The sequence below is a fragment of the Stenotrophomonas sp. SAM-B genome (genome assembly GCF_013387485.1).
In the GTDB taxonomy this organism is placed as follows: domain Bacteria; phylum Pseudomonadota; class Gammaproteobacteria; order Xanthomonadales; family Xanthomonadaceae; genus Stenotrophomonas; species Stenotrophomonas maltophilia_AA.
The window spans coordinates 462,281-485,926 of sequence record NZ_JABBXB010000003.1 but is presented as its reverse complement, the minus strand read 5'-3'; the positions used below and the strand labels follow the sequence as shown (position 1 = coordinate 485,926).

The following is a 23,646-nucleotide window of genomic DNA, read 5'->3' as shown; positions in this document are numbered from 1 at the left end:
CGGCACTACCACACGGTCTCAGCGCACCACCAAACGTCTCAGCGCAGCAGCGCCCCCGCTGCACAGGCGGCCACGATCGCCAGCGACGGCCACTGCATCGGCAGGTAGAAGAAATGATGGCGGGCAGGCTCGCCCTCCGCGCGCGGGCCGCGGTTGAGCACCAGGCCCACCACGACATTGATCGCTGCGCCGATGCCGAAACCCAGCAGCAACCGGGTCAACGATATGTTGCCCTTGGCGACGCTCGGATCCGGCCACAGCCACATCAGCAGCAACAACGCGACGACGGGCGTGAGCAGGGTCAGGAACCCTGCGCCTCGATAGATGATCATGGAATGTCCTGCAGAACGGAACCGCACATTCTGCACCACCCGGGTGCCGACCAACGGTCGGCACCTACCCGGCGGGCGGCCCCGACGCTACAGCCTCCGCCGGCGGGCCACGACCGTGGGTCGTGGCCGCGCTACCTCAACGCAATCCGGTTTCGTTGCGCGCGATCACCAACCGCTGGATTTCCGAGGTGCCCTCGTAGATCTCGGTGATCTTGGCATCGCGGAAGTAACGCTCCAGCGGCATTTCCTTGGAATAGCCCATGCCGCCGTGGATCTGCACGGCCTGGTGGGTGATCCACATCGCTGCTTCCGAAGCGGTCAGCTTGGCGATCGCCGCTTCATTGCTGAAGCGCTTGCCCTGGCCCTTCACCCATGCCGCGCGCAGCGTCAGCAGCAGCGCTGCGTCCAGCTTGCACTTCATGTCGGCGATCTTGGCCTGGGTCATCTGGAAGGTACCGATCGCGGCGCCGAAGGCCTTGCGGTCCTTCACGTATTCGATCGTGGCTTCGTACGCGGCACGCGCGATGCCGATCGCCTGCGAAGCGATACCGATCCGGCCGGCATCGAGCACGCCCATGGCGATCTTGAAGCCCTCGCCTTCCTTGCCGACCACGTCATCGGCAGCGGCCACGTAATCCTGGAACTCGATCTCGCAGGTCGCCGAAGCACGGATACCCAGCTTCGGCTCGGTCTTGCCGCGGTGGAAGCCGGGCTTGTCGGTGTCGATCATGAACGCGCTGATGCCACGTGCGCCCTGGTCCGGATCGGTCATCGCAAACAGCACGATGTACTTGGCGACCGGGCCGGAGGTGATCCAGCTCTTCTTGCCGTTGATGACGTAGGTGCCGTCGGCCTGCTTGACCGCGCGGCAGCGCATCGCCGTCGCATCCGAGCCGGACTGCGGCTCGGTCAGCGCGAACGCGCCGATGGCTTCGCCCTCGGCAATGGCGCGCACGTACTTCTGCTTCTGCGCTTCGCTGCCATGGGTCAGGATACCGTTGCAGAACAACGAGTTGTTGACCGACATGATCGTCGAATGCGCGGCGTCTCCGGCGGCGACCTCCACCATCGCCAGGACGTAGGCGATCGGATCCATGCCCGCACCGCCGTAGGCTTCGGGCACTTCGATGCCCATCAGACCGTTCTCGCCCAGCAGGCGGATGTTCTCCAGCGGGAACTCGCCGGTGCGGTCATGGTGCTCGGCGCTCGGCGCGATCTTTTCCTGCGCGATACGGCGCGCAACGTCCTGCAGCATCAACTGCTCTTCGGTAAAGCTGAAATCCACAACACCCTCCCGGGGACATTAGTGATATGGCCGCGCAGAGCGCGGCCAGGTCGGGCGATTGTACCGGGGGGCGGGGAGGCACGCCTGACTTGACCGGACAGCCGCCAAAGGACGAAAATATCTCTATATCGCGATAGGTAGATATTTATGGATCTCGAGGACTGGTCCGTCCGGCTGAAAGTGTTCGCCGACGCCACCCGGGTGCGCCTGCTGGCGCTGCTGGAACAGGAAGAACTCACCGTGGCCGAGCTGTCGGCCATCACCACGCTGGCCCAGCCGCGGGTGTCCACCCATCTGGCCCGGCTCAAGGAAGCCGGCCTGGTCCGCGACCGTCGCTCCGGCGTCTCGGCGTATTACCGCTTCGATGACGCCGCGCTGGACCCGGCGCAGCGCGCATTGTGGCATGCCCTGAGCACCGGCAGCGACGACCCGCTGCTGCGCCAGGACGCTGAACGCGTTGCCGCGGTGATGGCCAGCCGTGCCGCCGACCAGAACTGGGCCGACAGCGTCGCCGGCGACATGGAACGCCACTACTCCCCCGGCCGCACCTGGGAAGCGCTGGCCCGCACTGCGCTGCCGCTGCTGGAAACCGGCGACGTGCTCGACATCGCCTCCGGTGACGGCGTGCTGGCCGAGCTGGTGGCGCCGCACGCCAAGCGCTACATCTGCATCGACACCAGCGCGCGCGTGGTCGCCGCGGCCAGCGAGCGCCTGCGCCGGCTGGCCAACGTGGAAGTGCGCGAAGGCGACATGCATGCCCTGCCCTTCCCCGACCAGAGCTTCGACCTGGTGGTGCTGATGCATGCGCTGACCTACGCGGCCAAACCGGCCCAGGCCGTGGCCGAAGGCGCGCGCGTGCTGCGCCCGGGCGGCCGACTGCTGCTGTGCAGCCTGGCCCGGCACGAGCATCGCGCGGCCGTGGATGCCTATGGCCACGTCAACCTCGGTTTCAGCGACAAGGAACTGCGCAAGTTCGTGGAGAAGGCCGGCCTGGTCGTCTCCAGCCTGGAAACCGTGACCCGCGAGAAGCGCCCGCCACATTTCGAAGTCATCTCGCTGATCGCCAGCAAACCCTGAGGTCTGCCCATGTCATCCCTGCCCTGGCTCCACCCCGACCGCGTGCACGCGCTGGAAACGGCGCTGGCCCAGCGCATCCTGATCATCGATGGGGCCATGGGCACGATGATCCAGCGGCACGGACTGGAGGAAGAGGATTACCGCGGCGAGCGCTTCGCCGGCGGTTACGACCACCAGCACGGGCCCGGCTGCGACCATGCCGCGCCGGGCGACGCGCCGCAGGGGCATGACCTCAAGGGCAACAACGACCTGCTGCTGTTGACCCGGCCGGAGGTGATCGGCGGCATCCACACCGCGTACCTGGAAGCCGGTGCCGATCTGGTCGAGACCAATACGTTCAACGCGACCTCGGTCAGCCAGGCCGACTATCACCTTGAACACCTGGTCTACGAGCTCAACAAAGCCGGCGCCGCGGTGGCGCGCGCCTGCTGCGATGCGGTTGCGGCGACCACGCCGGGCAAGCCGCGCTTCGTGATCGGCGTGCTCGGCCCGACCAGCCGCACCGCCTCGATCAGCCCGGACGTGAACGATCCCGGTTTCCGCAACACCAGTTTCGATGCCCTGCGCGAGACCTACCGCGAAGCCATCGACGGCCTGATCGACGGCGGCGCCGACACCCTGATGGTGGAAACCATCTTCGATACGCTCAACGCGAAGGCCGCGCTGTTCGCCATCGAAGAGGTGTTCGATGCGCGCGGTGGGCGCCTGCCGGTGATGATCTCCGGCACGATCACCGATGCCTCCGGGCGCACCCTGTCCGGGCAGACGGCCGAAGCGTTCTACGCCTCGGTCGCGCACGGCCGGCCGCTGTCGATCGGGCTGAACTGCGCGCTCGGTGCCAGCGACATGCGGCCGCACGTGGAGACCTTGTCCACCGTGGCCGAGTGCCTGGTCAGCGCACACCCGAACGCGGGCCTGCCCAATGCCTTCGGCGAGTACGACGAAACTCCGGAAGAAATGGCCACGACGCTGCGCGAATTCGCCAGTGCCGGCCTGCTCAACCTGGTGGGCGGCTGCTGCGGCACCACCCCGGCGCACATCCGCGCGATCGCCGAGGCGGTCGCCGATCTGCCGCCCCGCCGCCTGCCGGCACCCCCGCTGGAAGACGCGGCATGACCGCGTCCGCACCACGCTCCCGTTGTCGTTGACCCTCCTCCGCCAGCCCGTGCCAGCCTGCCCATGACGTCTTCCCGCCACACCCGCCTGTCCGGTCTCGAGCCGCTGGTCATCACGCCGGACCTGCTGTTCGTCAACATCGGTGAGCGCACCAACGTCACCGGCAGCGCGCAGTTCCGCAAGCTGGTGAAGGAAGAGCGCTACGAAGAGGCGGTGGAAGTGGCGCGCCAGCAGGTCGCCAATGGCGCGCAGATCCTCGACGTCAACATGGACGAGGGCCTGATCGATTCCGAAAAGGCGATGACGCGCTACCTCAACCTCATCATGTCCGAGCCGGACATCGCGCGCATTCCGGTGATGGTCGATTCCTCCAAGTGGAGCGTGATCGAGGCCGGGCTGAAATGCCTGCAGGGCAAGAGCGTGGTCAATTCGATTTCGCTCAAGGAAGGCGAAGCGCAGTTCATCGAACAGGCGCGCAAGGTGCTGCGCTACGGCGCCGCCGCGGTGGTGATGGCCTTCGACGAGGATGGCCAGGCCGATACCTGCGCACGCAAGGTGGAGATCTGCACCCGCGCCTACCGGATCCTGACCGAGCAGGTCGGCTTCCCGCCGCAGGACATCATCTTCGACCCGAACATCTTCGCCGTCGCCACCGGCATCGAAGAGCACGACAACTACGCGGTCGACTTCATCGAAGCCACCCGCATCATCAAGCGCACCCTGCCGCACTGCCATGTCTCCGGCGGTGTCTCCAACGTGTCGTTCTCGTTCCGCGGCAATGAAACCGTGCGCCAGGCGATCCACTCGGTGTTCCTGTTCCATGCCATCGGCGCGGGCATGGACATGGGCATCGTCAACGCCGGTGCGATGCCGATCTACGACGATCTGGACGCCGAGCTGCGCGAGCGCGTGGAGGACGTGATCCTCAACCGCCGCAGCGACGGTACCGAGCGCCTGCTGGAGATCGCCGAGCGCTACAAGGGCAAGAAGGGCGAAGTGCGCGGCGAAGACCTCGCCTGGCGCGAGAAGCCGGTCAATGATCGCCTCGCGCATGCGCTGGTGCACGGCATGGACGCGTGGGTCGAGCAGGACACCGAAGAAGCGCGTGCGCGCTCGACGCGTCCGCTGGATGTCATCGAAGGGCCGCTGATGGACGGCATGAACATCGTCGGCGACCTGTTCGGCGCGGGCAAGATGTTCCTGCCGCAGGTGGTCAAATCCGCGCGCGTGATGAAGAAGGCGGTGGCCTACCTGCTGCCCTACATCGAGGCCGAGAAGGCACGCAGCGGGGACACCGCCAAGAGCAACGGCAAGATCATCATGGCCACGGTCAAGGGCGACGTGCACGACATCGGCAAGAACATCGTCGGCGTGGTCCTGGCCTGCAACAACTTCGATGTGATCGACCTGGGCGTGATGGTGCCCGCGCAGAAGATCCTGGATGCCGCGCGCGCCGAGAAGGCCGACATCATCGGCCTGTCCGGCCTGATCACACCGTCGCTGGAAGAGATGAGCCACGTCGCCCGCGAGATGGAGCGGCAGGGCTTCACGATGCCATTGATGATCGGCGGCGCGACCACCTCGCGCGCGCACACCGCGCTGAAGATCGACCCGCACTACAAGGCGCCCACGGTGTGGGTGAAGGATGCCTCGCGCGCGGTCGGCGTGGCACAGTCATTGATCTCGCGCGAGCTGCGCGATGCCTTCGTGGCCGCCAACGAGGCCGACTACGCCGACATCCGCCAGCGTCATCGCAACCGTGGCGACGCCAAGCGGCTGGTGACCCTCGCCAAGGCGCGCGCCCAGCGGTTCGTGGGCGACTGGGCCACCTACACACCGCCGGTGCCGCGCAAGCCGGGCCTGCATGTGCTCGACGATTACCCGCTGGCCGACCTGGTCGAGGTGATCGACTGGACGCCGTTCTTCCAGGCCTGGGAACTGGCGGGCAAGTATCCGGCGATCCTCACCGATGAGATCGTCGGGCCCCAGGCGACCGACCTGTACAAGGACGCCCGCGCGATGCTCAGCCGGATCGTCGCGGAGAAGTGGCTGACCGCCAAGGCCGTGTTCGGCCTGTGGCCGGCCAACAGCGTCGGCGATGACGTGCACCTGCGCACTGACAGCGGCCCTGCCGTGCTGCACTTCCTGCGCCAGCAGGTCGACAAGCCAGTCGAACGCCCGGATTTCTGCCTCGCCGATTTCATCGCGCCGGCCGACAGCGGCAGGCAGGACTGGATCGGCGCGTTCGCGGTGACCGCCGGCATCGGCATCGACCCGCACGTGGCCCGCTTCGAGGCCGACCACGACGATTACAACGCGATCCTGCTCAAGGCGCTGGCCGACCGCCTGGCCGAAGCGCTGGCCGAGCGCCTGCACCAGCATGTACGCATGGATTACTGGGGCTACCAGCCGGACGAGCAGCTGGACAACGAATCGCTGATCGCCGAGAAGTACGCCGGTATCCGCCCTGCCCCCGGCTACCCGGCCTGTCCGGAGCACAGCGAGAAAGCCACGCTGTTCCGCTTGCTGGATGCCGAGCGCAACGCGGACATGCAGCTGACCGAGAGCTTCGCGATGCTGCCCACCGCGGCGGTGTCGGGCTATTACTTCAGCCATCCGCAGAGCCAGTATTTCGTGGTCGGCCGGGTCACCCGTGAACAGGTGGTCGACTACGCCAAGCGCAAGGGCGTGGACCGTGTGCAGGCCGAGCGCTGGGTGGCCTCGAACCTGGATTACGATCCGGAATGAGCGTGCCACCCGGCCAACGGTCGGGTGCTACCGACGTAATGGATTGCCGGTGTCGTTCGTTTGCCCGGCCCACGGTCGGGTGCTGACGGCATAATGCCCGGGTAGGCACCCGCTTTTGGTGGGTGCGCGCCCTTCGAGACCCCGCATGACCGCCCTCCCCCGCGACGCCGTTCCGGCCGTCCGCCTGTCCTCGTTCTACCTCTTCTACTACGCCGCCCTCGGCGCGTTCACCCCGTACTGGTCGTTGTTCCTGACCTCGCGCGGGATGAGCGTCACCGCGATCAGCGTGATGATGGGCCTCTGGTACGCCACCCGCATCGTCGCGCCCACCACCTGGACCTCCCTCGCCGCCGCCTCGCCGCGCCCGATCTTCTGGCTGCGGCTGGGCTGCGTGCTGACCCTGCTGACGTTCTGCGCCTTCCTGCTGCCGTTGCCGCAACCGTGGCTGTATCCGGCGATGATCACGTTCTGCTTTTTCTACAACGCGGTGATGCCGCAGTTCGAATCGATCACGCTGACCCACCTGGGCAGTGACAGCCACCGTTACGGGCTGATCCGGGTGTGGGGCTCGCTGGGCTTCATCGCCGTGGTGATGCTGTTCGGCTGGATCATCGAAGGCGACGGCGGCGCCGGCAACGCGCACCTGCTGCCCTGGCTGATGCTGCCGCTGTTCGGCCTGCTCACCGCCTCGGGGTTCGCCAACCGCTATGCGCGCAACCTGCAGCGCAGCGACGGCGACGCCAGCGGCTTCTGGCAGATCGTGCGCAAGCCGCAGGTGCTGGCGTTCTTCCTCGCGGCGTTCATGGAGCAGCTGTCGTTCGGCCCCTACTACACCTTCTTCTCGGTCTACATGGATCACCACGGCTACGCGACCTCCACGCTGGGCGTGTTGTGGACGATCGGGGTGGTCTTCGAAGTGGGCGTGTTCTTCACCATCGGCCGCTTTTTCCGCCGTTATGACGCCAGCTGGATGCTGCTGATCGCGCTGCTCAGTTCCACCGTGCGCTGGGCGGTCACCGCGCTGTTCCCGGAGAACCTGCCGGTGATGCTGATCGCCCAGACCGCGCACGCACTGGGCTTCGCGGCCTTCTTCGCTGCCGCGATGCAGATGCTGGCGACCTACTTCCCCGGCCGGCTCAACGGCCATGGCCAGGGCCTGCTGTACGGGTTCTCGTCCGGCGTGGGCGGCGTGCTCGGTGCGTTGATCGCCGGCCAGCTGTGGCCGATCGATCAGGGCCGCACGGCGTTCCTGGCCGGCAGCGGATTCGCGTTGGCTGGCGCCCTGCTGTGCTTCTTCGCGATCAGCCTGCCGCTGCTGCGCGCCGGCCGCCGGAAGCGCGCAGCCGTGTAACGCCACGCCATGCGTGGCGGGCGACTCACGGGGTGGCGGCGGGTGCCGTCGCCTCCAAACGGCGCAGATGCGCCTGGAAATCCGGCAGCAGCAGACGATTGCCGTAGCCGCTGAGATGATCGCCATCGAAGAACAGCGGTTTTCCGTCGCGGGTCGGCAGGCACTGCGCACCGGGGCACAGCAACGGCATCGGATCCCAGATCGACGCACCGGGCAGACCGGCAGCCACCTGCTGCAGGCCGGCCAGCACCGGCGCACGCAACTGCTCGATCTCGCTGCGCGCGATGGTCATGCCGTGGGCGCAGATCGGGTTGTGCCGGTTGAACACATCTGAGCAGCGGTACGGCGGCGCCGGCAGCACCGGTTTGGGCGCTTCCAGCACGATGCGCACGCCGCGATCGGCCAGCGGTCTGAGCTGCGCGATCCAGTGCGCGATTTCGGCGTTGCGGCCTGCATCGGCGGTTTCGCTGAGATGTTCGGCACGCACCTGTGCGACATCGAACAAGGCGTACTGTTCGGACAGCCGCGGCAGCCGCAGCCCTGCCAACAGCACCACATCGCCCGGCTGCGCGCGCGCCTGGATATCGTCCAGCACATTGCGCGCATAGGCCTCGCAGGCCGGATTGGGCCCCTGCCAGTCACGCAGCCCGACCAGCGCGCAGCCGCCGCTGCCGTACAGGCGGATCGGCGCTCCATCGAGCACGGCCAGGCGCTGCAGCATCTCGTGGTAAGCCAGCGCGTGCGAATCACCGGCCACGAACAGTTGGCGGGTGGATGCGGTGCGTCCCGGGCACTCGCCGCGCTCGTACAGGCGCGCCTGCCCGCCGGGCACCGGCACGTTGCCGACCCGCACGCGGCACTCGGGAATTTCCTTCTTCAGCCCCTTGGCATACGGATACCAGTCCAGCGGGGCGCGGCTGACCACGCTGAGCGAGGTGTACTGCTGGGTCTTGACCAGCGCCGACTGCAGCCCGGCCCCGAGCACCAGCGCGCCCAGCCCGATCGCGACCCAGCGCGCATTGCTGACGCGCCAGCGCGCCCCATGCCGCAGCGGTTGTTCCACCCAGCGCCACGACAGCCAGGACAGCAACACCACGCACAGCAGCGCGGCACCGCCGGTGGCCAGCGTCTCCAGGCCCACCGTCCAGCGGAACAGCACGAAGACCGGCCAGTGCCACAGGTACAACGAGTAGGACAGGCGTCCGATCGTCACCATCGGCGTGGTCGCCAGCGCGCGCCCGATCAAGCCGCCGGGTGAGCCCTGCAGCAGGCCGAGCAGGCCCAGCGTGCCCAGCACCGGCCACACCCCATCGACCCACGGCGAATGGCCCGGGCGTGCGGCCCACAGACCGTAACCCAGCGCCACAAGGCTCAACAGCAACAATGGCGAGCGCCAGCCGAAGCCACGCAGTGGCACCGATGGCGGCGTGAATCGCCCGCTCAACGCCAACAGCTGGAACAGCAGCACGCCCGCACCAAGCTGCCAGAACCGTGTGGTGGTCAGGTAGAAGGCATCGATCTCATGGCCGCCCTGCCGCGCCCGGAACACCGCATACCCCAGCGATGCCACGGTGGCCACGCCGAACAGCCCCAGCGACAGCCAGCGCCCGCGCGGGCCTTTGGCCCAGGCCAGGAACAACAGCGGGAACAGCAGGTAGAACTGCTCTTCCACACCCAGCGACCAGGTATGCGTATACGGATTGAATTCGGTGCGCGGCGAGAAGTAGTCATTGCCGGTGCTGGCCAGCACCCAGTTGCTCAAGCCCACAAAGGCCATGCGGCCGGTCTTGTCGCTGGTCTCGCTGAGCCAGGATTCGGGAATCAGCAACGCGCTGAGCATCGCCGTTACCAGCAGGCACACCACCAGTGCCGGGGCGATGCGACGCATGCGCCGCGCGTAGAAGCGCGCCAGCCCGGCCCAGCCGCCGACCGCTGGCAGTCGATCCACCGAAGCGCTGACCACGAAGCCGGAGATGACGAAGAACACGTCCACGCCGGTGAAGCCGCCCGGCAACCAGCTGGCCTTGAGGTGATAGAGGATCACCGCCAGCACCGCGATGGCGCGCAGTCCATCGATATGCGGGAAGTACCCGGGACTGCGTTCCTGCATGGTTGCCCTGCTCCTGACATGCACTGGGCGCCTGACGGCGCCCAGTACGTTCAACAATGGTGGCGGTGGCTTACCAGACCAGGTCGTCCGGCACCTGGTACTGCGGATCGGCGTAGGGATCTTCGCCAGCCGGCGCATCCGGGTCGACCTTCAATGCCACCGACGGTGCGAACACCGCTTCGGCCTCGGCCAGCACCGCGGCGGTCACCAGCACGTAGCGGCCGTTCTGCTGCAGCACGCCGAGCTCGCCGGCATTGAGTGCCTTGAGCTGGTCGGCCGTCACGTAGATCCGCTTGATCTTGCCGCCATACAGGAAATGGCGCGCGATGTCGGCCGCTTCGGCGTTGAGGGACTTGCCTTCCAGCAGGACCTCCAGCTTGGCCTTGGCTTCGCGACGCAGGCGCGCCTCTTCCTGCTTCAGGCGCTCGGCCTCGATGCGGTCGTCCTTTTCCTTCTGCGCACGGATCGCATACGCCTTGGCGAGGTCGATGTCCTCGCGCGAGCGCGGCTTGCCGGGCGCGCCCTGGGGCGGACGGGCGCCGGCGGGACGGCCCTTGCCCTGCGGGCGGCGGTCGCCGTCGCGGGCGGGACGCTGGCCCTCGCCGGGCTTGCCGGCCGGGCGTGCGCCCTGCGGCTTGCCGGCCGGGCGGCCATCGCGGCGCGCATCGGGTCGACGATCCGGCTTGCGGTCGTTGGTTCGTTCGGGTTTGGGCGCGGCTTTGAAGCCAAGGCCCAGCAGCTGGTCGCGGAGAGTATCGCTCATGACGTCAGATCAGTAATGCGGAGGCGGCGGCTCTTCGGCCGAATCGGAATACAGCGCGGTGCGGACCTTGCCGAGGTCTTCGAGCAGGATGCGGGTCAGGTCGGCATTGCGGTTGCCTTCCATGCGCGCATCGGCCAGGGCCTCGCTCAGTTCGGCCAGCGCCTGCTCCTGGAAGGAGACACGCATTTCCAGCTCGACCAGGCGTGCTTCCATCGCCTGTTCGCGCTCGGAGGGTGTGGACTCATGCATTCAACGAACGTCCCCGGCCAATGCCGTAGTAAGCCAGGCCCGCGGCTTCGATATCCTGCGGGTCGTACAGATTGCGGCCGTCGAAGACGACCGCATCGCTGAGCATCTCGCGCAGCCGGATGAAATCCGGGCTGCGGAACTGCTTCCATTCGGTCACCACGACCAGCGCATCGGCGCCCTCGAGGGCGTCATAGGCGTTGGCGCAGAACACCAGGTCATCGCGCTCGCCGAAAATGCGGCGCGCTTCTTCGGTCGCTTCCGGATCATAGGCGCGCACCGTCGCACCAGCTTCCCACAGCTGCGCCAGCAGGCGGCGGCTGGAGGCCTCGCGCATGTCATCGGTGTTCGGCTTGAATGCCAGGCCCCACACCGCGAAGGTCTTGCCGCGCACGCCTTCGTCTTCGCCACGGTCGTAGTGGCGCTGGATCAGGGCGAACAGATGGCCTTTCTGATGCTCGTTGACGGCTTCGACCGCGTTCAACAGCATCGGCTCATGGCCGTACTGCTGGGCGGTGCGGGCCAGCGCCTGCACATCCTTGGGGAAGCACGAGCCGCCGTAACCGGCACCGGGATAGATGAAGTGCCAGCCGATCCGCGGGTCCGAACCGATGCCCTGGCGGACCTGCTCGATATCGGCACCGACCTTCTCGGCGATGTTGGCGATTTCGTTCATGAACGAAATCTTGGTCGCCAGCATCGCGTTGGCCGCGTACTTGGTCAGCTCCGCCGAGCGCACGTCCATCTCCACCACGCGGTCGTGGTTGCGGTTGAACGGTGCATACAGGCGACGCATCAATGCGATCGAATCGGGATTGGACGCGCCCACCACGATGCGGTCCGGCCGCATGCAGTCGGCGACCGCGTCGCCTTCCTTGAGGAATTCGGGATTGGAGACCACGTCGAACGCGATCTCCACGCCGCGTTCGGCCAGCGCCTGCGCGATGGCCTCACGGACTTTGTCGGCCGTGCCTACCGGCACGGTCGATTTGTTCACCACCACCACCGGCACGGTGATGTGCCGGCCGATGGTGCGGGCCACGGCCAGCACGTACTGCAGGTCGGCACTGCCGTCCTCGTCCGGTGGCGTGCCCACGGCAATGAAGATCACCTGGCCATGCGCGATCGCGGTGGCGGCATCGGAGGTGAAGGTCAACCGCGACGCCGCGTGGTTGTCCTTCACCATAGGCTCCAGGCCGGGCTCATAGATCGGGATGATCCCGTTGTTGAGGCCGTCGACCTTGGCCTGGTCGATATCGACACAGATCACCTGGTGGCCGACCTCGGCCAGGCAGGTACCCGTGACAAGACCGACGTAGCCGGTACCGAAAATCGCAACGCGCATGGGCGGTGGGGCTCCAGATCCGTTACGGAAGAACGTTCAGCAGCTCGACGTCGAACGTCAGCGTGGCGTTCGGACCGATCGGGCCACCCGGGGTGCCCTGCTCGCCATAGGCCAGCTCGCCCGGAATCCAGAAGCGGTACTTGGAACCGGTCGGCATCAGCGAGACGCCTTCCGACCAGCCCTTGATCACCTGGTCCAGACCGAACTCGATCGGCTGGCCGCGCTGGTAACTGCTGTCGAACACGGTGCCGTCGAGCAGCTTGCCTTCGTAGTTCACGCGCACCTTGCTGGTCGGCAGCGGGCGTTCGCCCGAACCCGGACGCAGCACCTGGTACTGCAGGCCCGACGCGGTGGTCACCACGCCCGGCGCGGTCTTGTTCTTGGCCAGGAAGTTGTTGCCGTCCACGCGGTTGGTACCGGCCTGGGCAGCGGACTTGGCTTCCATTTCAGCCTGCTTGCCCTTCATGAAGCCTTCCAGCGTGGCCTTGGCCTGCTCGGCGGTCATCTTCGGGGTGCCGTTGTTGAACGTGGTGCTGACCGCGTCGAACAGCGCGTCCAGGTCCACATCGTCCTTCAGCGGGGCCAGCGACGGGCCCACGGCGAAGCTGCCCAGCATCAGGCCGACCTTTTCGCGGTCCACCTTCGGCGGCGCGGTGCCCGGCGCGACGCCCGGAACCGGCTGACCGTTCTTGGCCATCACGGCCTGGCGCAGGGCGGCGTCGGTCTTCTGCGCCTCTTCCTGGCTGATCAGCGGCTGCTTGCCTTCAAAGGCATTGGTCACACCGCGGCGCAGTGCGGCCAGGTCGATCTCGCTGGAGATCGGACCAAACGAATTGGCCACATCGATGCCGATGGCGTAGCCGAGCTTTTCCCGTTGGGAGTTCAAAGTGGAAGTCTCCTTGACAGCCGCGCGGGCGGCTGGTTGTTGCGACATCGCGGTACCGGTGGCACCCATCGCCAGAATCAGAACCGACGCCGCGGCGCCGCGCATTCCCATCTTCATTCGCTGCATTCCTGGAAGTGACTGGACGCCGACGTCGGCGCGAAAGCAACCATTGTCGCACGCGCGTCCGAGATGTCGATATCGTCAGCGCTTGTTTGCCGTGACAGACAGCTCACGTTCGATCGCCGCCACCAACTTCGGATCGTCCGGGGTGACCTTGCTCGGGAACTGCGCGACCACCCGGCCGTCGCGACCGACCAGATACTTGTGGAAGTTCCAGCCCGGCGATACGCCCGTGGCAGTGGCGAGACTGCGGTACAGCGGTGTCGCCTCCGGCCCGGTGACGACCACCTTCTGGAACATCGGGAACTTCACGCCGTAGGTCAGCGTGCAGAACTCCTGGATCTGGGTCTCGTCGCCCGGCTCCTGGCCTTTGAAATCATTGGACGGAAAGCCCAGGACCGAGAAACCCCGCGCGGCGTACTTGCGCTGCAGGGCCTCCAGGCCTTCGTACTGCGGGGTGAAACCGCACTTGCTGGCGGTATTCACCACCAGCAGCACCTTGCCGCCGTACTGCTTGGCCAGGTTCACTTCGCCTTTGCCGGCGAGCGGGCGATAGCTCACATCGAGCAGATCGGCCGCCTGGGCCGACGTCCCCACCAGCAGGCCGAGCGCCAGCAACAGCATGGGCGCGCGGGCCCGGCGCGGAGCGCGGTCGCGACGGACGGGCGACAACAGAGACACGTGGTGCATCGCGACACTCCAGGTAAGGAAAAGAGAGGCTCAACGGGCCCGGCGGACGCTGCCGGAACTGCGGCGGGCACTATATCACCGGCGTTTTAGCCGCCGTCCGCCGTTGGTCCGCGTGCCATCGATGCGCTGCGCGCGGGGCTGCGGCGGGTTTCCAGGCGCACCCGATCAGAGGCGCATTCAGCGTCAGCGGTGACGTATCTGACCGCGTCCCCGTGGTCGCTCCTGCCCTCAACCAATCGCCTGAATGCGGCCCTCGCTTGCCATATCATTGACATCAATGAATGTCCGCTGGCGGACAATGCCGGGGAACCCCTCATGAATACCCATTACTTTCAATGACTTGAGGATGAACGGCGCCTGTCATGCACCCCCTGCCATCAGTTGGGGCACTCCCCATGTTGATCTTCGGCGTGCCGGTGTTATAGTTTCATACAACACCAGTCACCTAGACAGGGGAAGCCCATGACCCGCATGCGCCACCACCACTCCGCCAAAGCCGTCATCGCCGCCTCGGCGCTGCTGTTGCTCGGCTGGTTCGGCACCCCCTCCGGTGACGCTGGCGATGCCGCCAGCGCCAATGTGTTTGAAGGCCCGCAGGACGCAGGCGTCATCGAGGCAGGGAACGCCGACGGCGCCCCCACGCCCCCCCGCCGGCTGCACAGCTCCCTGTCCATGCCTTACTTCTCATTCGCGCAGTCGCTGAACCCACGGAGCTGACCATGAGCGATATTCAATGGAGCGATGGTGCTCCGATCTACCGCCAGCTGAAGGAGCGCGTGATCGCCATGATGCTTGACGGCATCATCAAACCCGGCGACGCCCTGCCTTCGGTCCGGCAGGTAGCCGCCGAGTACCAGCTCAACCCCATCACCGTTTCGCGCGCCTACCAGGAACTGGCCGATGAAGGCCTGGTCGAGAAGCGCCGCGGCCTGGGCATGTTCATGACCGAAGAAGCGGCCACGCAGCTGCGCAGCAGCGAGCGCGACCGGTTCCTCAATGAAGAATGGCCGCTGGTCCTGGAACGCATCCAGCGCCTGGGCCTGAACCTCGACGAATTGCTGCCCCAGGGGAAATCCTCATGAATGCCGTTGCAAGTGATGTCGTCATTTCCGCTCGAGGCCTGCGCAAGGCCTACAAACAGACCGTGGCGCTGGACAACACCAGCTTCACGATCGCCCCCGGCCGCATCACCGGCCTGATCGGTCCCAACGGCGCCGGCAAGACCACCCTGCTCAAGGCCCTGCTCGGCCTGACCTCGGTGGAAGGCGAGCTGCGCGTGCTCGGGCTGGACCCGGCCGAGCAGCGCAACGCGCTGATGAACGATGTGTGCTTCATCGCCGACGTGGCGGTGCTGCCACGCTGGATGAAGGTGCGCGAGGCGATCGATTTCGTCGCCGGCACCCATCCGCGCTTCGACCGGGCCCGCTGCGAGCGCTTCCTGGCCTCCACCAAGCTGCATCCGAAGCAGCGCGTGCGTGAACTGTCCAAGGGCATGATCGTGCAGCTGCACCTGGCGCTGGTGATGGCCATCGATGCCAAGGTGCTGGTGCTGGACGAGCCCACGCTCGGCCTGGACATCCTGTACCGCAAGGAGTTCTACCAGCGCCTGCTGGAAGACTACTTCGACGAGCAGAAGACCATCATCGTCACCACCCACCAGGTGGAAGAGATCGAACACATCCTCACCGATGTGATGTTCATCCGCGATGGCCGCATCGTCCTCACCACCGACATGGAAGACATCGGCGAGCGCTACACCGAAGTACTGGTCTCGGCCGACGCCGTGGAGGCCGCGCGCGCGCTCAAGCCGATCGACGACCGCGCCCTGCCCTTCGGCAAGACCGTCCTGCTGTTCGACGGGGTGCCACGCGCCCAGCTCGCGCCCTTGGGGGAAATCCGCAGCCCGGGGCTGGCGGATCTGTTCGTGGCCATCATGAAGGGAACCTACGCATGAACACCGTCAACCATCCCATCAGCAAGGCCAGTGCGTTCAAGTGGCTGCTCAAGCGTGAGTACTGGGAAAACCGCGGCGGCTTCCTGTATGCGCCGGTGATCGCCGGTGGCATCTCGCTGGTGATGAGCCTGCTCGGCATCGTGTTCGGCCTGGTCGCCATGCACCGCGCGGTCAAGAGCGGCGGCCTCCATCTCAACGACGAGAACGTCAGCATCAACGGCCTGGACCTGAGCCTGCTGACCAGCAAGCTGGATGCCAAGAACCTGCACGACCTGGCCAATGGCCTGGACCTGACCCTGATCCTGAGCTCGGGCTGGCCGCTGATCGTGCTCGCCTTCGTGGTGTTCTTCTACTGCCTGGGCGCCCTGTACGACGACCGCCGCGACCGCAGCATCCTGTTCTGGAAGTCGCTGCCGCTGTCGGATACGTCCACGGTGCTGTCCAAGGCACTGAGCGCGCTGCTGATCGCCCCGCTCATCGCGGTGATCGCCTCGGCCCTGACCATGCTCGGCTTCCTGGTGATGATCTCGATCGTGGTGATCGCCCACGGCGGTGACCCGATGGTGCTGATCTGGGGTCCGGCCAGCCCGCTGACCATCATCGCCGGCCACCTGTCCTGGATCCCGGTCTACCTGCTGTGGGCGTTGCCGACCGTGGGCTGGCTGCTGCTGTGCTCGGCCTGGGCCAAGACCAAGCCGTTCCTGTGGGCGGTGATGCTGCCGCTGTTCGCCGGCATCATCGTCAGCACCACCAAGGTGATGACCCTGTTCGACCTGACCGGTGGCTGGTTCTGGAAGCACATCGTCGGCCGCCTGCTTCTCAGCGCGGTTCCCGCGACCGACCAGTTCTACCGTGGCGACGCGCTGTTCAGCGGCAATGGCAACATGGACAACCTGGTCAACGAACTGGGCCCGAGCCACCAGCTGGGCGCCTTCGCCATGCCGGAACTGTGGATCGGTGCAGCCTTCGGTGTGGTGTTCCTGTTCCTGGCCATCCGCCTGCGCCGCCGCGCCGGCGAAATCTGATCCCTGCCCTTCATCGAGGACCCACCCATGATCCGCAAGCTCGCTGTTGCTTCCCTGTTGTTGCTGCCGCTGACCGCGCTCGCCGATGAACCGCAGTGCAAGTTCAACGAAGCGCGTGACCTCAAGCTCGACCTGGCCGGTGCCAAGGCAGTGGTGTTCGAAGTGAACCAGCACGATCTGGTGCTGCAGGCCGGCCCGGGCGCGGCACAGCTCGGTGGGCGCGCCTGCGCCTCCAACGCCGACTGGCTGCGCGAGCTGACCGTGACCCAGCAGAAGGTCGGCGACAAGCTCGTCGTCCGCCTGCAGCGCGAAGGCCGCAGCCTCTCCATGAGCGGAAACAGCTATGCCTACCTGGACATGCGCGGCACCGTGCCGGACACGATCCTGGTCCAGCTCAAGGTCGGCTCGGGCGACGCCAGCGTCACCGGCGCGCATTCGCTCAGCGCCGACGTCGGCTCCGGCGATATCAAGCTCGAGAACATCAAGGGTCTGGTGACCGCGGCGGTCGGCTCGGGCGATGTTGTCCTCGACGGTGCCGGTGCACTGAACCTGCTCTCGGTCGGCTCGGGTGACTTCACGGCGCGCAACGTCCGCGGCGATGCCAAGGTCGGCACGATCGGCTCCGGCGACTTCGAACTCGATACGGTCGGCGGCAACGTCGACATCGGCGTGGTCGGCTCGGGTGACACCACTGTGCGCCAGGCCAAGGGCAACGTACGGGTCGGCACCGTGGGCTCCGGCGATACCGAACTGCGCGACATCGGTGGCAGCGTCACCGTGGACCGCCACGGTTCCGGCGATGTGACCGCACGCGACGTCGGCGGCGACCTGCGCGTTGCCAACAGCGGCAGCGGCGACATCCGCCACAGCAACGTGCGCGGCCGGGTTGAACTGCCGCGCGGCAAGTAAGCCTCTCATCTCCTCTTACGGATACGCATCATGACGACTCGACTGCTGCTGCCTGCCCTGCTGTTGTGCCTGCCGATCGCTGCCTGCAACGCCCCTGACAGCGGCAAGGGCAAAGCGCCCGCCGACCAGAGCGCATCCGCCCCCGCGACCAGCGCGCTGGATACCGATGGCATCGGCAAGACCGTTCAGGAGGCCACCGACAAGGCCCGCAAGGAAATCACCCAGGGCAACATCTCGATCTCCAACGGGAAATCCCCGAAGGCCGAGATCAGCCCGCAGGGTGACCTGCTCATCGATGGCAAGGCGGTCGCCGTGGACGCCCGGCAGCGTGCGCTGCTGCTGGACTACCGCAAGCAGGTCGAATCGCTGGCCAGTGCCGGCATGGAGATCGGCGTGGCCGGTGCCAATCTCGGCGTGAAAGCCGCCGGTGAAGCGATCAAGGGCATGTTCTCCGGCGACACCCAGGGCATCGAAGCGCGGGTGAATGAAGAGGCCAAGAAGATCGAGGACCAGGCCCAGAAGCTGTGCGGCCTGTTGCCGGGGATGATGGCCAGGCAGCAGGCGCTGGCCGCCGCGCTGCCGGCCTTCCAGCCCTACGCGACCATGGACCAGAGCGACATCGACGACTGCGGCAAGTAAACCGGCCTCTGCCTGCGACGATGCGTCGCAGGCAGGCCCTTCCGGGGGCGGGAGGACTACAATCTCCCCTCCCGTCGCATGCGTTGCCTGCTCATGAAGAAGCTGAGTCTGTTGCTGTTCGCCCTGTTCTGCCTGGTCGCCACCGGTTGCGACCAGGAATACCGCAATCACCGCGCCGAGCGCAGCAAGCCGAAGATCACCGTCAGCGACGGCATGGTCACCGTGCGCCGCGCGCCCGCGCCGAACATCATCATCCTGCCCAACGGGCACATGAAGATCGATGAGATCGAAATCCCGCTCAACGAGGAGCAGCAGGCGATGCTGCAGGGCATGTTCGGCCAGTTGCAGGTGCTGCGCCAGAACACCCTGACCGATGCCCCGCCGGACCCGGCCAAGCGCTCGGTGAAGATCCAGGTGCCCGAGGGCATGCAGCCGATCCCGCCGGACCTGACCGCGAAAATCCCGGAATTCAAGGCGTATACCGAGACCTTCGGCAATCTGCAGGCCGACCGCCACTAGGCAGTGCCGGCCGCTGGCCGGCTCCGCACCAAAAAAACGGGCCTTTCGGCCCGTTTTTCATTTCAGCAACCGCGTGCGCTCAACCGCCCCCACCCCCACCGGCATGAATGCCACCGGCGGTCAGCGCGGCCGGATCGAGCAGCCGGCGCAGCTCGGCCTCCGACAGGCCGCTGTCTTCCTTGGCCACATCCAGCACCGGGCGCTGCTCCTTGTAGGCGCGCTTGGCGATCGCGGCAGCCTTCTCGTAGCCGATGATCGGGTTCAAGGCGGTGACCAGGATCGGGTTGCGATCCAGTGCCTCGCGGACGCGATCCTCGCGCACCTTCAGCCCGGCAATCGCGGTATCGGCGAGCAGGCGGGTGATGTTGGCGAGCAGGTTGATCCCGTCCAGCAGGTTCGCGGCGATCAACGGCAGGGTCACGTTCAACTGGAAGTTGCCGGTCTGCCCGGCCACGGTGATCGCGGTGTGGTGGCCGATCACCTGGGCGCAGACCATCACGGTGGCTTCGGGAATCACCGGGTTGACCTTGCCCGGCATGATCGAGCTGCCCGGCTGCAGCGCCGGCAGTTCGATCTCGCCCAGCCCGGCCAGCGGACCGGCATTCATCCAGCGCAGGTCGTTGGCGATCTTGATCAGCGCCACGGCCAGGGCGTTGAGCTGGCCGGACAGCTCGACCGCATCGTCCTGCGCGGCCAGGCCTTCGAACTTGTTCTCGGCGCTGTCGAACTTGATGCCGGTCTGCTGCTTGAGCTGCTTGGCCACCTGCGCGCCGAAGCGCGGGTCGGCATTGATGCCGGTGCCGATCGCCGTGCCACCCAGCGGCAGGCGACGCAGCCGCTTGAGGCTGTCCTCGATGCGATCCTGGGCCGAAGACAACTGCGCCGACCACGCGCCGAACTCCTGCTCGAAGGTCAGCGGCATCGCATCCATCAGATGGGTGCGGCCGGTCTTGACCACCTTGCGCAGCGCGCGGCCGCGCTTGTCGATGGTCTTGCGCAGATGCACCAGCGAGGGCAGCAGCTGCTCGTGCACGCCGAGCAGCGCGGAAACCCGCAGCGCGGTCGGGATCACATCGTTGGAGCTCTGCCCCTGGTTGACGTGATCGTTGGGATGCACCGCGGTCTTGCCGGCCTTGCCGGCGCGGTTGGCCAGCGTGGCGATGACCTCGTTGGCATTCATGTTCGAGGAGGTGCCCGAACCGGTCTGGTAGACGTCGATCGGGAAATGCGCATCGTGGCGGCCGTCGGCGACTTCGGCCGCAGCGGCCTCGATGGCCTTGCCGATGTTGCGCGGCAGATGGCCCAGCTCGACGTTGACGTTCGCGGCAGCGCCCTTGACCAGGCCGAGCGCGCGGATGAAACCCCGCGGCATGCGCTGGCCCGACACCGGGAAATTATCGACGGCGCGCTGGGTCTGCGCGCCCCACAACGCATCGGCGGGCACCTGCAGTTCGCCCATGCTGTCGTGTTCAATCCTGAAACCCTTGCTCATTGCTTCAACTCCGCACATCTTTCGTGGATGAAAGGGAACCTGCGGCTGGCAACGGGCCTGATTCCCTGGCTGGCGGCTCGCATCACGATACTCCCAAGCGCCGTTGAAACCCAAGGCCGCGATGGATCGGCTAGACTCGGAAGTCGTTTCCATTCAGACAGCCTGCCGCCCCCATGGGTGACGATCCTGACAGTAGTACCGGGCGTGCCGCCGCGCACGCACCGATGACCGCCCTCACCGCCCTGGTGACCGCGGGTGCCGTTCCGCCCCTGGCAGCACCGCTGCGGGGCCACGGATGATCGGCAACCTCCTGCTCCTCGTACTGGCCCTGCTGCTGGTGGTGCTCAACGGCTTCTTCGTGGCCGCCGAGTTCGCCCTGGTCAAGCTGCGCCACACCCAGGCCGTCGGCCTGGCCGAAAACAACGGCTGGCGAGGCCGCCTGCTGCTCAACGTGCACGCGCACCTGGATGCGTATCTCTCGGCCTGCCAGCTGGGCATCACCCTGTCCTCGCTGGGCCTGGGCTGGGTCGGCGAACCGGCCTTCGCGCATCTGCTGCAACCGCTGTTCGATACGCTGGGGCTGACCCCGGAAGCCTCGCGCCTGACCGCCTTCATCATCGCTTTCAGCATCATCTCGTTCCTGCACATCGTGCTCGGCGAACTGGCACCGAAATCGATGGCGATCCGCCGCCCGGAAGCGATGTCGCTGTGGACGGCCGCGCCGCTGTACCTGTTCTACTGGGCGATGTACCCGGCGATCTGGCTGCTCAACAACAGCGCCAACGCCCTGTTGCGGCTCGCGGGCTGGGGCGATGTGGAGCACACCTCGCACCGCTACTCGCGCGAGGAGCTCAAGCTCATCGTGGGCCGCCAGCAGCCCACCGGCACCGCGCCGGACCAGGACCTCACCCTGATGAGCCACGCGCTGGAACTGCCCGAGCTGGTGGCCGGCGACCTGATGCGCTCACGCGACCATATGCGGGCGTTCCGCGAGGGGATGAGCCTGGCCGACGTCATGGCCGAGTTCGCCGAGAGCCGCTACAGCCGCTACCCCTGGTTCGACCGCGACGGCGAGGAAGTGCTGGGCATCCTGCACATGAAGGACCTGCTGGTGGAAATCGCCCGCGGCAACCCGACCGATGACCTGCGCCCGCTGCTGCGCCCGGCCAACCTGATCGCGCTGGAAACCCCGGTGCCGCTGGTGCTGGAGCGGTTCCGCACCGGCACCACCCATCTCGCCCTGTGCGTGGAAGAGCACGGCCGCATCCTGGGCTACTTCACCCTGGAAGACCTGCTGGAAGTGGTGGTCGGCGATATCGAGGACGAGCACCCGCATATCGTCAAGGACGCCCCGACCCGCGGCGCGGACGGTACCCTGCTGGTGGCCGGTTCGACCTCGATCTTCCGGCTGGAGCGCCTGCTGGGGCATGACCTGAGCGCGCCGGACCACCTCAATTCGGTCGGCGGGCTGATCGTGCACCAACTCCAGCGCCTGCCCGAGGAGGGCGAGCAGCTGGAGATCGACGGGCACCTGTTCACTATCAAGCGCATGGCCGGGCACCGGATCCAGGCGGTGACGGTGCGCATGGCACAGGCCGAGGACGCCGGGGCAGCGTAGAATGACGGCCCCCGCTGCCAACGACCTGCGCCCTGCCATGTCCGAATTCGCCCTGCTCGCCCTGTCCCCGCTCGATGGCCGCTACGCCGGCAAGGTCGACGCCCTGCGCCCGATCTTCTCCGAATACGGCCTGATCAAGGCCCGCGTGAAGGTGGAAGTGGAATGGCTGCTGGCACTGGCCAACGAGCCGGGCATCGTCGAACTGGCGCCGTTCTCGGCCGCCGCCACCGCGCGCCTGCGCGCCCTGGCCGATGACTTCGCCCCGGCCCACGCCGCGCGGGTGAAGGAGATCGAGCGCACCACCAACCACGACGTCAAGGCCGTGGAGTACTTCATCAAGGAACAGCTCACCGCCGATGCGGAGCTGGGCCCGGCGCTGGAGTTCGTGCATTTCGCCTGCACCAGCGAAGACATCAACAACCTCAGCTACGGCCTCATGCTCGAGCAGGCCCGCCGCGAGGTGCTGCTGCCGTCGCTGGACAACATCGCCGACGTGCTGCGTACCCTCGCCCACGCCCAGGCTGCCCAGCCGATGCTGTCGCGCACCCACGGCCAGACCGCCTCGCCGACCACCCTGGGCAAGGAAGTCGCCAACGTCGTCGCCCGCCTGGAGCGCCAGCGCCGCCAGATCGCCGCGGTCGAGCTGACCGGCAAGATCAATGGCGCGGTGGGCAACTACAACGCCCACGTGATCGCCTACCCGGACGTGGACTGGCCGGCCTTCGCCCAGCGCTTCGTGGAAAGCCTCGGCCTGGTGTTCAACCCGTACACCACCCAGATCGAACCGCACGACAACGTCGCCGAAATCGGCGATGCCGCCCGTCGCGTCAACATCATCCTGATCGACCTGGCCCGTGACGTCTGGGGCTACATCTCGCTGGGCTACTTCAAGCAGAAGCTCAAGGAAGGCGAAGTCGGCTCCTCGACCATGCCGCACAAGGTCAACCCGATCGACTTCGAAAATGCCGAAGGCAACTTCGGCATCGCCAACGCGCTGTTCGAGCACTTCAGCGCCAAGCTGCCGATCAGCCGCTGGCAGCGCGACCTGACCGACTCCACCGTGCTGCGCGCGGTCGGCACCGCCTTCGGCCACACCCAGGTCGCCCTGGATTCGCTGGCCAAGGGCCTGGGCAAGCTGACCGTGAACCCGGAGCGCCTGGACGCCGACCTCGACGCCTCCTGGGAAGTGCTGGCCGAAGCCGTGCAGACCGTCATGCGCCGCCACGGCCTGCCCAATCCCTACGAACAGCTCAAGGCCCTCACCCGCGGCCAGGGCATCACCACCGAATCGATGCAGGCCTTCGTCGAATCCCTGGACCTGCCGGCCGACGCCAAGCAGAGCCTGCGCGCCCTGACCCCGGGCGGCTACATCGGCCTGGCTGCGGACCTGGCCAGGGCGATCTGAGGGCCCAGGCGCGGCA

Annotated in this window: 22 protein-coding genes; 13 read left to right on the top strand and 9 right to left on the bottom strand. The window is 66.7% G+C overall.

Features of this window, described 5'->3' with window-relative positions; translation table 11 throughout:
- Positions 1 to 38: 38 nt before the first annotated feature.
- Both HH110_RS09950 and HH110_RS09945 read right to left on the bottom strand, forming a co-directional pair.
- Positions 39 to 332 carry a hypothetical protein gene (locus HH110_RS09950; RefSeq protein WP_176989510.1) on the bottom strand — a complete coding sequence of 98 codons (294 nt, stop codon included), beginning with the start codon at positions 330 to 332 and terminating at the stop codon, positions 39 to 41.
- A 136-nt stretch (positions 333 to 468) separates the two neighbouring features.
- A complete protein-coding gene (locus tag HH110_RS09945) occupies positions 469 to 1,617 on the bottom strand; it encodes an acyl-CoA dehydrogenase family protein (protein WP_176989509.1) in 1,149 nt (382 codons plus the stop codon).
- A 147-nt stretch (positions 1,618 to 1,764) separates the two neighbouring features.
- On the opposite strand from HH110_RS09945, the gene HH110_RS09940 reads away from it, so the two are divergent.
- The 4 genes from HH110_RS09940 to HH110_RS09925 all read left to right on the top strand — a co-directional run bounded on the left by HH110_RS09940 (position 1,765) and on the right by HH110_RS09925 (position 7,909).
- A complete protein-coding gene (locus HH110_RS09940) occupies positions 1,765 to 2,694 on the top strand; it encodes a metalloregulator ArsR/SmtB family transcription factor (RefSeq protein WP_121037902.1) in 930 nt (309 codons plus the stop codon).
- Positions 2,695 to 2,703: 9 nt separating this feature from the next.
- The gene (locus HH110_RS09935; protein ID WP_176989508.1) at positions 2,704 to 3,810 is read left to right on the top strand and encodes a homocysteine S-methyltransferase family protein; all 1,107 of its coding nucleotides are present in this window, start codon (positions 2,704 to 2,706) and stop codon (positions 3,808 to 3,810) included.
- 63 nt (positions 3,811 to 3,873) lie between these two features.
- On the top strand, positions 3,874 to 6,558 hold the full coding sequence (gene metH / locus HH110_RS09930) for a methionine synthase (protein ID WP_176989507.1): 2,685 nt from the start codon (positions 3,874 to 3,876) through the stop codon (positions 6,556 to 6,558).
- A 145-nt stretch (positions 6,559 to 6,703) separates the two neighbouring features.
- A complete protein-coding gene (locus tag HH110_RS09925; RefSeq protein WP_176989506.1) occupies positions 6,704 to 7,909 on the top strand; it encodes an MFS transporter in 1,206 nt (401 codons plus the stop codon).
- 25 nt (positions 7,910 to 7,934) lie between these two features.
- Here HH110_RS09925 and HH110_RS09920 read toward each other — a convergent pair whose 3' ends face one another.
- From HH110_RS09920 to HH110_RS09895, 6 genes are all read right to left on the bottom strand, one after another.
- Positions 7,935 to 10,019, bottom strand: a complete 2,085-nt coding sequence (locus HH110_RS09920; protein ID WP_176989505.1) for an acyltransferase family protein — start codon at positions 10,017 to 10,019, stop codon at positions 7,935 to 7,937.
- Between the two features lie 70 nt (positions 10,020 to 10,089).
- Complete coding sequence (locus HH110_RS09915; protein ID WP_176989504.1) at positions 10,090 to 10,782, bottom strand: DUF2058 domain-containing protein; 693 nt, start codon at positions 10,780 to 10,782, stop codon at positions 10,090 to 10,092.
- A 9-nt stretch (positions 10,783 to 10,791) separates the two neighbouring features.
- A complete protein-coding gene (locus HH110_RS09910) occupies positions 10,792 to 11,031 on the bottom strand; it encodes a SlyX family protein (RefSeq protein ID WP_176989503.1) in 240 nt (79 codons plus the stop codon).
- On the bottom strand, positions 11,024 to 12,373 hold the full coding sequence (locus tag HH110_RS09905; protein WP_176989502.1) for a UDP-glucose/GDP-mannose dehydrogenase family protein: 1,350 nt from the start codon (positions 12,371 to 12,373) through the stop codon (positions 11,024 to 11,026). Before HH110_RS09905 ends, HH110_RS09910 begins: the two co-directional genes overlap by 8 nt.
- A gap of 22 nt (positions 12,374 to 12,395) precedes the next feature.
- Positions 12,396 to 13,376 (bottom strand): FKBP-type peptidyl-prolyl cis-trans isomerase, encoded by a 981-nt coding sequence (locus HH110_RS09900; RefSeq protein WP_176989501.1) that lies wholly within the window; start codon positions 13,374 to 13,376, stop codon positions 12,396 to 12,398.
- 84 nt (positions 13,377 to 13,460) lie between these two features.
- The gene (locus HH110_RS09895; RefSeq protein ID WP_241696514.1) at positions 13,461 to 14,003 is read right to left on the bottom strand and encodes a glutathione peroxidase; all 543 of its coding nucleotides are present in this window, start codon (positions 14,001 to 14,003) and stop codon (positions 13,461 to 13,463) included.
- A 528-nt stretch (positions 14,004 to 14,531) separates the two neighbouring features.
- Here HH110_RS09895 and HH110_RS09890 point away from each other — a divergent pair.
- From HH110_RS09890 to HH110_RS09860, 7 genes are all read left to right on the top strand, one after another.
- Entirely contained in the window at positions 14,532 to 14,786 is a 255-nt protein-coding gene (locus HH110_RS09890) for a hypothetical protein (RefSeq protein ID WP_176989500.1), read from the top strand.
- Between the two features lie 2 nt (positions 14,787 to 14,788).
- The gene (locus HH110_RS09885; protein WP_019185943.1) at positions 14,789 to 15,151 is read left to right on the top strand and encodes a GntR family transcriptional regulator; all 363 of its coding nucleotides are present in this window, start codon (positions 14,789 to 14,791) and stop codon (positions 15,149 to 15,151) included.
- Positions 15,148 to 16,023 (top strand): ABC transporter ATP-binding protein, encoded by an 876-nt coding sequence (locus HH110_RS09880; RefSeq protein ID WP_176989499.1) that lies wholly within the window; start codon positions 15,148 to 15,150, stop codon positions 16,021 to 16,023. The genes HH110_RS09885 and HH110_RS09880 overlap by 4 nt, the downstream gene beginning before the upstream one ends.
- Positions 16,020 to 17,048 (top strand): hypothetical protein, encoded by a 1,029-nt coding sequence (locus HH110_RS09875; protein WP_176989498.1) that lies wholly within the window; start codon positions 16,020 to 16,022, stop codon positions 17,046 to 17,048. Before HH110_RS09880 ends, HH110_RS09875 begins: the two co-directional genes overlap by 4 nt.
- A 27-nt stretch (positions 17,049 to 17,075) precedes the next feature.
- Positions 17,076 to 17,957 carry a DUF2807 domain-containing protein gene (locus tag HH110_RS09870; RefSeq protein ID WP_176989497.1) on the top strand — a complete coding sequence of 294 codons (882 nt, stop codon included), beginning with the start codon at positions 17,076 to 17,078 and terminating at the stop codon, positions 17,955 to 17,957.
- A 30-nt stretch (positions 17,958 to 17,987) separates the two neighbouring features.
- A complete protein-coding gene (locus HH110_RS09865; RefSeq protein ID WP_176989496.1) occupies positions 17,988 to 18,596 on the top strand; it encodes a DUF2884 family protein in 609 nt (202 codons plus the stop codon).
- Between the two features lie 93 nt (positions 18,597 to 18,689).
- A complete protein-coding gene (locus HH110_RS09860) occupies positions 18,690 to 19,115 on the top strand; it encodes a hypothetical protein (RefSeq protein ID WP_176989495.1) in 426 nt (141 codons plus the stop codon).
- A 79-nt stretch (positions 19,116 to 19,194) separates the two neighbouring features.
- Here HH110_RS09860 and HH110_RS09855 read toward each other — a convergent pair whose 3' ends face one another.
- On the bottom strand, positions 19,195 to 20,607 hold the full coding sequence (locus HH110_RS09855) for an aspartate ammonia-lyase (RefSeq protein ID WP_176989494.1): 1,413 nt from the start codon (positions 20,605 to 20,607) through the stop codon (positions 19,195 to 19,197).
- Between the two features lie 295 nt (positions 20,608 to 20,902).
- On the opposite strand from HH110_RS09855, the gene HH110_RS09850 reads away from it, so the two are divergent.
- Together HH110_RS09850 and purB are read left to right on the top strand one after the other, a co-directional pair.
- Complete coding sequence (locus HH110_RS09850) at positions 20,903 to 22,225, top strand: hemolysin family protein (RefSeq protein ID WP_176989493.1); 1,323 nt, start codon at positions 20,903 to 20,905, stop codon at positions 22,223 to 22,225.
- A gap of 37 nt (positions 22,226 to 22,262) precedes the next feature.
- Complete coding sequence (gene purB / locus HH110_RS09845) at positions 22,263 to 23,630, top strand: adenylosuccinate lyase (protein ID WP_176989543.1); 1,368 nt, start codon at positions 22,263 to 22,265, stop codon at positions 23,628 to 23,630.
- Positions 23,631 to 23,646 lie beyond the last annotated feature (16 nt).

Coding starts and splice junctions, on each gene's coding strand:
- HH110_RS09860 (WP_176989495.1), top strand. CDS start 18,690: ATGAAGAAGCTGAGTCTGTTGCTGTTCGCCCTGTTCTGCCTGGTCGCC.
- HH110_RS09950 (WP_176989510.1), bottom strand. CDS start 332: ATGATCATCTATCGAGGCGCAGGGTTCCTGACCCTGCTCACGCCCGTC.
- HH110_RS09925 (WP_176989506.1), top strand. CDS start 6,704: ATGACCGCCCTCCCCCGCGACGCCGTTCCGGCCGTCCGCCTGTCCTCG.
- HH110_RS09915 (WP_176989504.1), bottom strand. CDS start 10,782: ATGAGCGATACTCTCCGCGACCAGCTGCTGGGCCTTGGCTTCAAAGCC.
- HH110_RS09910 (WP_176989503.1), bottom strand. CDS start 11,031: ATGCATGAGTCCACACCCTCCGAGCGCGAACAGGCGATGGAAGCACGC.
- HH110_RS09870 (WP_176989497.1), top strand. CDS start 17,076: ATGATCCGCAAGCTCGCTGTTGCTTCCCTGTTGTTGCTGCCGCTGACC.
- HH110_RS09920 (WP_176989505.1), bottom strand. CDS start 10,019: ATGCAGGAACGCAGTCCCGGGTACTTCCCGCATATCGATGGACTGCGC.
- HH110_RS09880 (WP_176989499.1), top strand. CDS start 15,148: ATGAATGCCGTTGCAAGTGATGTCGTCATTTCCGCTCGAGGCCTGCGC.
- metH (WP_176989507.1), top strand. CDS start 3,874: ATGACGTCTTCCCGCCACACCCGCCTGTCCGGTCTCGAGCCGCTGGTC.
- HH110_RS09865 (WP_176989496.1), top strand. CDS start 17,988: ATGACGACTCGACTGCTGCTGCCTGCCCTGCTGTTGTGCCTGCCGATC.
- HH110_RS09850 (WP_176989493.1), top strand. CDS start 20,903: ATGATCGGCAACCTCCTGCTCCTCGTACTGGCCCTGCTGCTGGTGGTG.
- purB (WP_176989543.1), top strand. CDS start 22,263: ATGTCCGAATTCGCCCTGCTCGCCCTGTCCCCGCTCGATGGCCGCTAC.
- HH110_RS09890 (WP_176989500.1), top strand. CDS start 14,532: ATGACCCGCATGCGCCACCACCACTCCGCCAAAGCCGTCATCGCCGCC.
- HH110_RS09885 (WP_019185943.1), top strand. CDS start 14,789: ATGAGCGATATTCAATGGAGCGATGGTGCTCCGATCTACCGCCAGCTG.
- HH110_RS09940 (WP_121037902.1), top strand. CDS start 1,765: ATGGATCTCGAGGACTGGTCCGTCCGGCTGAAAGTGTTCGCCGACGCC.
- HH110_RS09905 (WP_176989502.1), bottom strand. CDS start 12,373: ATGCGCGTTGCGATTTTCGGTACCGGCTACGTCGGTCTTGTCACGGGT.
- HH110_RS09935 (WP_176989508.1), top strand. CDS start 2,704: ATGTCATCCCTGCCCTGGCTCCACCCCGACCGCGTGCACGCGCTGGAA.
- HH110_RS09900 (WP_176989501.1), bottom strand. CDS start 13,376: ATGAAGATGGGAATGCGCGGCGCCGCGGCGTCGGTTCTGATTCTGGCG.
- HH110_RS09855 (WP_176989494.1), bottom strand. CDS start 20,607: ATGAGCAAGGGTTTCAGGATTGAACACGACAGCATGGGCGAACTGCAG.
- HH110_RS09895 (WP_241696514.1), bottom strand. CDS start 14,003: ATGCTGTTGCTGGCGCTCGGCCTGCTGGTGGGGACGTCGGCCCAGGCG.
- HH110_RS09875 (WP_176989498.1), top strand. CDS start 16,020: ATGAACACCGTCAACCATCCCATCAGCAAGGCCAGTGCGTTCAAGTGG.